Here is a 10,047-nt window from a genome sequence, read left to right as displayed (position 1 = left end):
TCACCCTGTCGCGGGGCTGGTCAGACCGGACAGCCGCCCGAGCCGACCACGACGGCACGCCATGATCCCTGAGACCAACGGCTTCCCGGTGTCTCAACCAAGTTGGCGTCCCGCAGCTCAGAGCCTCTTTCGCACGCCAAGATCAATGAGACAGGACAGCATTGATCGCTATGGTGTGGATCTTCGTACTCTGAGGGTCTTCCGGGCGGTGTGATGACGGTGCTAGCAGCAGGGCCTCTGGGCGGCGCTGGGTTCGGCCTGCGCTACCTGGGTCCGTCGGGTGAGGTACAGAGCGAGGCTGGGGGCGGGGTGGCGGACTCGGTTCGAGATGGTGTCGCCGGTGTTTCTCCCACCGCCAGGAGCAGCGCCGAGTACTGCTCGAACATCTGCCGATCGCGCGCCTGGAGGGCTCGCCGCCGACAAGAGCAAATCGACAAGCTGCCCGCCACCTTTCGCCGCTGCCTGGCCTGTCTGCGCGACATCACGGGGCAGGTTCAGGCCCGCTCTGACCTGGTCTACTGCAGCGCGGCCTGCCGAACCCGGGCCTGGCGCGCTCGCACGACCGGGTCCGCTCCTCTCGCCGGCCACGAACCCCGCCTCCGAGGCCTGCCGATCCGTCCCAGGCCGATCCCGAACGAGACCCTCACCTCCTATATCCAGCGCCTGGCCCAGGCCAACCACCTCTCCTCTCGGTTCCTGCTCAGCCGACTGCGCGGGGCTCTTCCCACGAGGGCGACGACCGTCAGCATCGTCCGCCTGGCTGCGGCCGTTGACATGTCCGAGGACGCGCTGCGCCGGGCTCTGCCCGAGCTCCGGCGCAGCAGCGAAGATGTCGTTTTGGGTGAGCACGGCAAGGCTGTCGGCTTCCATCTCGAAATCATTCGGCCGGCCTGTCGGCACTGCGCCGCGGTCCGCGGCGTCTTCGAGCCCGTCGATTGCTGGATGGCGCCTCAGCACAACGTCTGCCTGACTCACCAGCTCTGGATCGGCCCCGACACGAGCAGCCCGGCCGACCAGCTCGACGTCTCCCAGATCCCCGAGATCGGCCGCGCCCAGCGCCGCCGGCTCAAGCTCGGCCGCTACCCGATGAACGTCGATGCTTACCACGAAGCCGGCGAGATCCGTCGCCTCTGGGCCTTCCGCAATCTCTTCACCCGCCTCCGCGATCAGCGCCTGAACACTCTCGCGCCCAGGCGGAAGCCGTCACCTGCAGCAGCCCAGGCGGCCGCCTACCCCGAGCTCATCGCGATGAACAGTCTGCTCGCGAACCCAACCTGGCGGGCCCTGGCCGCCAGCGGAGATCCCGAGTCCCTTCACCGGCTCTATCACGAGGTTGGCCACCGAATCGGGCAGCCTTACAGGCCCTTGTCGGCTTGGGATCCGCTTCTGAGATGGGCTCTGGAGCAACAGCCCCTCACTCGCCACGCGAGCGAGCAGCAATACCAAGCACCATGAACAACCAGCTCCGCCTCCTGCCGTTCCTGGTCCGTCCGCGACCCGACGACACCACCGACACCTTTATCCAGCGGCTTGCCGAGGCCGTCGCGCTGGTGCTCGAAACGATGCCGCCAAGCCGTCTTTCGCGCACGGCAAAGGGGCATCCTCCTCATCAGCTGACCATTCACCGATCTGCCTCATGATCAACGGGACTTGTCCCCAACCACAATCCCACCTATCTGAGGCAGCCAGGTCAGAGACCAGTTACTGCCTCAACATCAATGGGACGCAACAGCCGGTTCCTGCTTTCCGGTTGCTGATGGGGTACGGCGAGCCCGGTGGGCCGCTTCTCGCCGACCTGGGTTGCTCGCTCCGCTTCACGCCAGGCAGTCGGACGGGTTGAGACTGTAACGTCTCGCCCGGACCCGCCCGCCGGGTCCCCTCGGCGGGTTCCGTGCGTCGTAACGGCGGCCCGCCCCGTCCTGCTATCCGTGGCGTCTCCCTGGACAGAGCCCAGCCGAAGTGCGGCGACTGGTGGTGGGGCGGCCTGCCGTACCGAAGCCTTCGCGGAAAGAGCCGTGCGCCTTCGCGGAAAGAGGCGTGCGGCCAGAGCTGGCGGGGAACTGCGCCGGCGCGCAGTTCGCGCAGGTCGGGGATGTGGTTGTAGAGCGTGCCCGGCGAGACGCCGAGCAGCTTGGCGATCGAGGTGATCGAGCGGCCGGGGTCGGGCAGCAGGTCGCGGGCGGCCCGGATGATCTCCTCGGTGGCGACGCTGGGGCGTCCGCCGACCCGGCCGCGGGCGCGGGCGGCGGCGAGGCCTTCCTTGGTGCCGATGACGATGAGTTCGCGGATGAACTCCGCGAGCGCGGCAAAGACGTGGAAGACGAGTCGGCCGCCGGGGGTGGTGGTGTCCAGGTTCTCGCGCAGCGAGGTGAATCCGATGCCGCGCTCGCGCAGCTCGGCGACCATGTTGATGAGGTCTTGGAGGCTGCGGCCGTAGCGGTCGGAGAGACTAACGCTTTGCCCGGCTTGCGCTGGCGCTGCTAGTGTCGCGGCGGCGTACGAGACGCCTGATCGCCGAGTCCGAGGGGGTTGATGAATATGGCTGCCACCAGCCCTCATCAGCATGCCCTCAACCGGCCCACGCGCGACTAGCGCGCATCGGGTCGTTCCAACGACCAGGAGTCTCACATGTCTACTTTCTTCCCCGTGTCAACGACAGAGCTGACCACCGACCGACTCATCCTGCGGTCGTGGCTCCCGAGCGAGGCCACCGCCGTCCTGAACGGCGTCCGGCCGGCGCACTGGGCCGACGACTTCCCCGCAGAGGGCGATCACGTCATCGCCAGCCTGTTCGACAAGCACCCCGCATGGCTGAGCGAGTTCGGCCACCGTCAGATCATCGAGCTCGACAGCGGTCTGGTGGTCGGCTCGATCGGCCTGTTCTGGCCGCCCAGCGACGGCGCCCTGGAAATCGGTTACGGCATCGTGCCCTCGCGGCGTGGCCGCGGCTACGCCCCCGAGGCCACCCGTGCCCTGACCGAGTTCGCCTTCACCGCGCCAGGCGTCCTCACGGTCTACGCCAACGTGGAGCTATCGAACCCTTCCTCGATCCGGGTGCTGGAGAAGGCCGGCTACCAGCGATCGACCATTGACGCTGAGCAGGACGCCATCCTGTACCGCGCCACACCACCGGCCGGCCAGTAGGCACCCCGACGGGGTCCGGCAGCGGCTTGCCACTGCCGGACCCTGACCGGAGACGGAGGGGACTGCGTCCTGGCCGGGCCGCTGGCCTACCTGGCCGCCCTGTCCCGCCCGGCGACCGTCAGCCGGTTCCTGCGCGAAGCGTCCACGTGGGCGCGGCTACGTCACCGCCCCGCGCATTCCGTCATCCGGGCCGCGCTGCGCATGGCCCGCACCAGCTATCCGCAGGCGCTCGCCACCGTCTCCGAGCAACTGCGGACCGGGAACATCCCGTCCCGGCGAGGCGTGGAGGCGGCCCTACGCTGGTGCGCGCTCAGCCAAGCGGCCTCGTGGGCAACCAAGCAGGCCCGGCTCGAACTGGCCAACCGCCTAGGGCCTGTACGAACTTTTGATCTTTAGATGGGTTGGAGGCTTCGGATCCACAAGATGGCTCCGCGTAGATGAAGGCCGGCCAGGTAGCTTGCGGGGGTCTTGTCGAAGCGGAAGGCCAGCCCGCGCCACTCCTTGATCCGGTTGATGCAGCGTTCGGCCGTGTTGCGCTGTTTGTAGAGCTCTTGATCATGGCTGACGTCCCGCACGACGTGGCGCCGGGCAAGGAAGTGTGGCAGCGCGCGTCCGAATGCTGGAGCAGGGACATCGACGAGCGCATCGAGCGCCTGGAAGACGTCCGTGCCCGGTTCACCAGCTGCGCCGGCTGCGGCTGCCTGTCCTTCGCCGAATGCCGCCTGGTCAGCCCCTAGGTCACGGCTGGAAGATGTGGACCCACATGAAGGTGTCGAAGTACTGGTCCCAGGTGAAGAACATCGGGAAGTTCGCCGAGCTCTCCAGGGTGGCGCGCTGGCCGTTGAAGACGTTGGGCTTGCCGTCCCAGCGGTCGTAGTACGTCTGGTTCGGCCTGCTGTTGGGGTCGCAGATGATGACGCCCTTGGCATCGGCGCCGACGACGCCGTAGTTGTGCTGCTTGCCCATGATGAACGTGGTCATGGGCAGGCAGGCGGCGAAGGCGGTCTGCATGCCCATGACCACCGCTGTGTTGTCCAGTTCCACGTCCTTGGCGAAGTGGTGCGTGGTGACGTTGTGGATGCCGAGCGCCGACATCAGGCTGCGCTCCTCCGCGCCGGTGAGCGCCCCGTACCCGCCCCACATGATGGCCAGCGCCTTCTCGAAGAAGGACGGCCACAGCGGAAGATACTTCGTGAGGGCGCCGGCTCCCGCATACACCAGCTCGGGCGGGTTGACTCCCAGCACGCACGGCAGCGCGGTGGAGAAGGTGAACTTCTCGAACGGCGCGTTCGTGGCGGCCACCTGCTGGGGGCCGGGTGTACGGCGGAGCCTGATCGTGCACGTGCCGGTCGCCGTGTCACAGGTCAGCGCCTTCATCAGGAGCTTGGGCCGGCACAGGGCCAGGACCTGCAGTCCTGACATGACCCTGCAGTTGTTCTTCGCGCCCTGGACCACGTCCCACGGATGCGGCGCGTCGCCGGAGCTGTACGGCCCGGGAATCGGCCAGGACCTGTACTGGCAGACCGTCTTGGTGGCCGGGTCGAGCCGAGGCTCGGGGATGCCCTGCTGCATGAAGGCGTAGGCCGCGTCATGGTGGAGCTCGATGACCTTGACCATGAGCTGCTCCGTGATGAACCGGACCTCGACCAGATCGCCGGCCTCGCCGAGGATGACGATCTCCTGGACCATCAGGTCGACGGGCGTGCCCTTGCTGTCTTTGCCCTTGAACTGCTGGACCTTGGGGAACCGGGCCACACCGGTGGTGGGTAGGGGTTGCATGGTCGCCGTGCCTCTCGTCGATGGACCTCCTTCACGCACGATGAACCGGGTGAATGTGCATCCGATCAACGACGGATCGCTGTGGGGGTCAGGCGCGTTCGATGGCGATCTGGTAGGAGTAGCGGTCGCCGCGGGAGCCGCGCTGCTTGCGGTGGGCCGCGGCGGATCTCACACGATGGCCCCATGGAGTGGGGTCCTCCCCGGCCGCCCACGACGCCAGGACGCCCACGCAGAAGAGCGCGATCCCCGATGCCGGTGGCGCGAGCACCGGATGCGCGTCGATCCAGCGCGAATGCCATCCCCATGCCGCCGCGATCCTCGCCCGAACCGTCACGAAGCCGATCATCCCATCGGCGCGACCGGCACGTCACGGCCACTTCGTCTGTTCGTCCCACTGGACGAGCTTCTTGAGCTCGGCGACGGGCGGCAGGCCCTTGGCGCCGCGCAGGTCCGCGTTCTTGAAGTAGGCGCCGTCGAGCTTCGCCCCGGTGAAGTCGGCGCCCCTCAGATCGGTGGTGAGGAAGACCGTGCCGCGGAGGTCGGCGTGCCACAGGCTCGTGCGGGACATGTCCGCCAGGTTGAAGTTGGCCCTCGCCAGGTTCGCGTTCGTCAGGAAGGCGCCCGACAGGTGGGAGAACGGCAGCAGAGAGCCCGAGAGGTCCGCCTCGATCAGGTTGGCGGACTTCAGGCTGGTCCCGAACATCTTGCTGTGCGCCAGATCGAGCCAACCGCTCTTCGGGCTCGCCGGCTGGACCCTGCCCAGCACCGTGAGGGCGGTCTGCACATCCCTGGCCACCTCGCTCTTCCCGGACGGGCGGGCGTTGCCCACTACGTACGTGGCCAGCACGTCCACGGTGGTCTGCCGGTATTCGGCGGCGTCGCGCCCGATCCCTTCCAGCGCGTAGACGCCGCCCGCCCGCACGTCCACGCTCGCGGAGCCCAGCTGCTCCACGGCCCTGGTGAACCGGTCGGTGAGCTGTCCCTTCCTGGCGATGCCCAGCTCCTCGCGCGAGGCCTCGATCGACTTGGCCGTCTGCGCAAGGCCCTGCGCCGTCAGCAGCAACCCGCCGAGCACGCCCAGGGCCGTCACGAACTGCAGGACGGTCGCCACGAGCTCCCGCCGGCTGTCGCGCGCGGCGCGGTGCAGCTCGGCCCGGTCCTTGGCCGGTAACGCGTCGAACTCCTCCTGGCTCAACGGCGCCGCACGCCTCCATCTCATCAGCGCATTCTGCGATCACACCGGCCTTCCTGCCAGACCCCAGTTCTAGGGCCTGTACGGAGTTGAGATCAGCGGGATTGCCTGCGCTCTGGCCTGCGATCCTGGTAGGCCATCGCCATGGCGCGTGGAGAGCTCACCGATGAGGAGTGGTCGTTGATCGAGCCTCACCTGCCGTTGGGGACGCTGTTGGCGAAGTGGATCGAACGGGAAAGGCCCCGTGATCAGCAACGTGATCACGGGGCCTTTCCCGTGTTAGGAGCTGTATGCCGAGCCAGCTTCACCGCTGAAAGCAACAGGATGAGGGCGGGGCTCGGGATGCTGTGACCGGTAACCTTCACCGGGTTGGTTGCACCTAGCAGCTGCGGTTGGCAGGGACTTCGAAGATGAGTCCGAGACCGTCCTCTTCGTCCCAGTCTTCGCCGACTTGGACGAAGCCGAAGCCAGCGATCGTGGCCAGGGACGCCACATTATCGGGACTGATCGTCGCACGTACGGTCTTGACCGCCGGTTCGGCCGCGGCCCGACGCAGCAACTCGATCAGGATGGCTCGGCCGTACCCCTGGCGACGGAAGTCAGGAGCAACCGCGTAACCGATCTCTACCATGCCCGCCTCATCGGGCGGTCCGTGAAACCCGGCATGACCGATGACGACACCTTCAGGCCCGGTTACCGCCTGCCGCGCTATCCACGATGCGTGGCGGGGATCGGCGGCCATCTGGTCGATCCGAATCCGCCACAGCCACCGTGCTCTGTCTGTCACGAAGTACTCAGTCAGCGCGACCCCAGCCGTGTTGCTGGCTGCGGGCAGATCCCCATCGAGCAGAGCGGACATCGCGGTGCTCGACAAGTCGACGAAGCGCACGTGCTTCGAACTGGTGGGGAACGACGTCTGGCGATCGGCTTCATCTGTCACTGTGCGGATGGTCGCAGAATGTTCGGCAGACATCCAACGAATTTTGGAGTGATTGATCAACCGCACTTGCTCACGACAGCATCCACCACCACGAGCACCAACCCGCTGAGAGATCATGTCGGGTACCGATTCTCCTGGTTTGCGGCGCTCATCGTAAGAGTGAACCGCTGCACTTCTGCTACGCCGACCATTCGGTCATGCCGCAGGGCGTAAGGCTGCGAAGTGCGAAGTGCGGGTTGGAGCCAGCGGGGTTCCTGTCAGCCAGGCATCGAGCCTGGTGAGGTTCATCGCCGCGGCGATGAGCAGATGCTGGAGATGGGTCTTGGCGGTCCCGCGGTAGCGGGATCTGCGCAGGCCAAAGCCTTTGACGCCTTGGGCGATGGTGCCCTCCACGCCTGCCCTGTGGGCATAGCGTTGCTGCCACTCGTCGGTGCTTTGCCTCGCTCGTGCGCGTTGCAGAGCTTCATGCTCCTCCTGCGGACGCAGGGTGATGCGCCGGCCCTTGGCCCCACGGGTGCACAGGTCCCGGCTGGGACAGTCCTTGCAGCTACGCATGGAAAAGCGCACGCGGATGACAGGAGTTCCGCCTTGATCGATTTCGTTGGCCCAGGGCAAGCTCGTGGCTCCGGTGGGACAGGTCATGACCGGTTGTCCCAGTCGATGGTGAAGTCGCTGACGGCAAAGCCGTTGCCTTCGGCGCTTTGCCAGGCGTTGTCGGGCATCATCGGTCCCAGCAGTTCGATGCCGCGGCGATCGGCGCGCGCGAGGTTGTGCGCGCTCATGTAGCCCTTGCCGGCCAGGTGGACCGCCGGTGTCAGTTCACGCGCCGCCAGGGCCTCCTGAACCAGGTCGGTGGCCTAGATTGCGCGGCGTCACCGGCGGCCCGTCAGGCTGAACCTGTATGTACAAGTTGGGCAATCATTCGTACATTGTTGGCGCGGAGTTGGTCTTCGGGGGGAGAACGTCGAGCGGACGAAGTCAGCTGAAGGGAAGGGCCATGAAGGTTGTTCGTGTGCTCATCGCGGCGGTGCTGGTGACCGTCGCGTGGGCGGTTCCAGCGTTAGCGGCCAGCAGTACGCTGAGCCTGGACAAGGGTTCCTACGTTCAGGGGCAGACGATCATCGCCTCGTACAGCACGACCCAGGTGAGCTCGACCAACTGGGTCGGCCTGTACAAGGCCGGGCAGACGCCGGGCAGCGTCGCCTCGACCATGTGGAAGTACGCGCCGAACGCCTCCGGGTCCGTCTCCTTCGCGACCGATTCGCTGGCGCCGGGAAGCTACGCCGCGTACTACCTCTACAACGACGGGTACACCATCCTGGCCGGACCCCAGGCGTTAACGGTCACCGCGCCCAGCACGGGCACCAACCTGCTGGTGAACGGCGACGCCGAGGCCGGCGACCCCTCGATCAGCGGCTATGACGGCGTGACCCTGCCCGGCTGGCAGGTCACCGGCGTCCCGACGGCCGTCTCCTACAGCGCCGGGCAGGGCTTCCCCGGCGCGTCCACCCCCGGTCCGGCCGACCGCGGCGGGGCGTTCTTCGCCGGCGGGCCGGTCGGCAGTTCCACGCTCACCCAGACCGTCGACGTCTCGGCGGGGGCCGCGCAGATCGACGCCGGCGGGGCGACGTACACGCTGTCCGGCTGGCTCGGCGGCTACTCCAGCGAGATCTCCACGGCCACGGTCAAGATCACCTTCCGGAACGGCGCGGGCGGCGCGCTCGGCACCGGCCAGATCGGCCCGGTCACCGCGGCCGACCGCGGCAACGCCACCAAACTTTTGCAGCGTACGGCCTCCGCCCCGATCCCGGCGCAGACCCGAAGCATCACGGCCCTGGTCCAGCTGACCGGCGACCCCGCGCGGGACTCGGCCAATCGGTACAACGACGCGTACGCGGACAGCCTCTCCCTGTCGGTCTCGGCGCCGGTCAGCCCCGCGCCGCTGGCCGTGCCGCCGTCGGCCGTACCCGCCTTCGACCACGTCTTCTTCGTCATGCTGGAGAACCGGTCGTACGACCAGGTCATCGGCAACAGCGCCGCGCCGTACCTGACGGGGCTCGCGGGCTCCGGCGTCAAACTCGCTCAGTCCTACGGTGCGGTGCACCCGAGCGACCCCAACTACATGGCGGTCGCGGGCGGGAGCACGTTCGGGTACGTCAGCAACCCGTTCCCCGCCGACATCGGCAAGATCGACGCGCCCCACATCGGCGACCGCGCCGAGGCCGCCGGCAAGACCTGGCGCGCGTACGTCGAGGACATGGGCACCCCGTGCAACGCCACCAAGAACGGCGATTACGACCCTGACAACGTGCCGTTCTGGTTCTTCAAGAACATGACGCCGGTCGGCTCGGCCCGCTGCCTGGACAAGCTCCAGCCGATCACCCGGCTGTGGAGCGACCTGGCCTCCGCCGCGACCACGCCGAACTTCGTCTGGTTCGAGCCGAACAGCTGCCACAGCATGCACAACTGCTCGACCACCGTGGGCGACACCTGGTTCCACGACAATCTGCCGCGCATCCTCACCTCCCCCGCGTGGACGCAGCAGCGCTCGCTGCTGGTCATCACGTTCGACGAGGACGACAACGTCCACGGCCAGCGCATCCCCACGATCGTGCTCGGCTCGCCCGGCACCACCAAGACCGGCTACCAGTCCAACATCCACTACACGCACTACAGCGTGCTGCGCACCATCGAAAGCGCCCTCGGCCTGGCGACCCTCACCAAGAACGACAAGTACGCCGTCCCGCTCAACGACCTCTGGCCCTGATTCACGCCTGATGCCGTGAAAGCCGTCAGCCCGGCGGCACCGCGGCCGAGCAAGGATCGCTGAGCGCGGTCACCCCCGCGCTCAACCCAAGGATGCCAAGCACGATGGCGGCCCATCGCGGCCCCGGTCTACTAGTGCCGCGTCAGGCAACGTTCGCCCCGTCCTGTGGGGCTGGGGCGAACGGCTGGGTGGCGTTGCAGAGTGCGTAGTCTCGCGGCATGCATT

12 protein-coding genes and 1 pseudogene are annotated in these 10,047 nt (G+C 67.3%); 5 read left to right on the top strand and 8 right to left on the bottom strand.

The window, feature by feature from the left end; genetic code table 11:
* The first annotated feature begins 309 nt into the window (after positions 1-309).
* Together ACIBHX_RS52200 and ACIBHX_RS52195 are read left to right on the top strand one after the other, a co-directional pair.
* Entirely contained in the window at positions 310-1,455 is a 1,146-nt protein-coding gene (locus ACIBHX_RS52200; RefSeq protein ID WP_397076498.1) for a TniQ family protein, read from the top strand.
* Positions 1,452-1,640 (top strand): hypothetical protein, encoded by a 189-nt coding sequence (locus ACIBHX_RS52195; RefSeq protein ID WP_397076497.1) that lies wholly within the window; start codon positions 1,452-1,454, stop codon positions 1,638-1,640. The genes ACIBHX_RS52200 and ACIBHX_RS52195 overlap by 4 nt, the downstream gene beginning before the upstream one ends.
* A 61-nt stretch (positions 1,641-1,701) precedes the next feature.
* Here the strand turns inward: ACIBHX_RS52195 and ACIBHX_RS52190 are convergent, their stop codons facing one another.
* Positions 1,702-2,559, bottom strand: coding sequence for a recombinase family protein (locus tag ACIBHX_RS52190; protein ID WP_397076499.1), 858 nt, complete (start codon positions 2,557-2,559; stop codon positions 1,702-1,704).
* 87 nt (positions 2,560-2,646) lie between these two features.
* Between ACIBHX_RS52190 and ACIBHX_RS52185 the strand changes: the two genes are divergently transcribed.
* Positions 2,647-3,144: a GNAT family N-acetyltransferase gene (locus ACIBHX_RS52185; protein ID WP_397076496.1), complete on the top strand. Its 498-nt coding sequence runs from the start codon at positions 2,647-2,649 to the stop codon at positions 3,142-3,144.
* Positions 3,145-3,536: 392 nt separating this feature from the next.
* On the opposite strand, the pseudogene ACIBHX_RS52180 reads toward ACIBHX_RS52185, so the two are convergent.
* A pseudogene (locus ACIBHX_RS52180) lies at positions 3,537-3,716 on the bottom strand (IS5/IS1182 family transposase); the annotation flags it as partial.
* Between ACIBHX_RS52180 and ACIBHX_RS52175 the strand changes: the two are divergent.
* The gene (locus ACIBHX_RS52175) at positions 3,702-3,881 is read left to right on the top strand and encodes a hypothetical protein (protein WP_397076495.1); all 180 of its coding nucleotides are present in this window, start codon (positions 3,702-3,704) and stop codon (positions 3,879-3,881) included. The pseudogene ACIBHX_RS52180 and the gene ACIBHX_RS52175 sit on opposite strands and share 15 nt — an antisense overlap.
* 1 nt (position 3,882) lies before the next feature.
* Here the strand turns inward: ACIBHX_RS52175 and ACIBHX_RS52170 are convergent, their stop codons facing one another.
* The 6 genes from ACIBHX_RS52170 to ACIBHX_RS52145 form a co-directional block, all read right to left on the bottom strand.
* Positions 3,883-4,923, bottom strand: a complete 1,041-nt coding sequence (locus ACIBHX_RS52170) for a hypothetical protein (protein WP_397076493.1) — start codon at positions 4,921-4,923, stop codon at positions 3,883-3,885.
* 88 nt (positions 4,924-5,011) lie between these two features.
* A complete protein-coding gene (locus ACIBHX_RS52165; RefSeq protein WP_397076492.1) occupies positions 5,012-5,257 on the bottom strand; it encodes a hypothetical protein in 246 nt (81 codons plus the stop codon).
* A 33-nt stretch (positions 5,258-5,290) separates the two neighbouring features.
* The gene (locus tag ACIBHX_RS52160) at positions 5,291-6,142 is read right to left on the bottom strand and encodes a pentapeptide repeat-containing protein (protein ID WP_397076490.1); all 852 of its coding nucleotides are present in this window, start codon (positions 6,140-6,142) and stop codon (positions 5,291-5,293) included.
* 352 nt (positions 6,143-6,494) lie between these two features.
* Positions 6,495-7,088, bottom strand: a complete 594-nt coding sequence (locus ACIBHX_RS52155) for a GNAT family N-acetyltransferase (RefSeq protein WP_397076489.1) — start codon at positions 7,086-7,088, stop codon at positions 6,495-6,497.
* Positions 7,089-7,250: 162 nt separating this feature from the next.
* Positions 7,251-7,697, bottom strand: coding sequence for a transposase (locus tag ACIBHX_RS52150; protein ID WP_397076487.1), 447 nt, complete (start codon positions 7,695-7,697; stop codon positions 7,251-7,253).
* Positions 7,694-7,837: a hypothetical protein gene (locus tag ACIBHX_RS52145; RefSeq protein ID WP_397076486.1), complete on the bottom strand. Its 144-nt coding sequence runs from the start codon at positions 7,835-7,837 to the stop codon at positions 7,694-7,696. The genes ACIBHX_RS52150 and ACIBHX_RS52145 overlap by 4 nt, the downstream gene beginning before the upstream one ends.
* Positions 7,838-8,052: 215 nt before the next feature.
* Here ACIBHX_RS52145 and ACIBHX_RS52140 point away from each other — a divergent pair, with 215 nt between their 5' ends.
* A complete protein-coding gene (locus ACIBHX_RS52140) occupies positions 8,053-9,822 on the top strand; it encodes an alkaline phosphatase family protein (RefSeq protein ID WP_397076484.1) in 1,770 nt (589 codons plus the stop codon).
* Positions 9,823-10,047: the final 225 nt, after the last annotated feature.

The sequence above is a fragment of the Nonomuraea sp. NPDC050536 genome, from assembly GCF_044457685.1.
Taxonomy (GTDB): Bacteria; Actinomycetota; Actinomycetes; order Streptosporangiales; family Streptosporangiaceae; genus Nonomuraea.
Note: the sequence above shows the minus strand (reverse complement) of the source record. Positions and strands in the feature narration are given on the sequence as shown.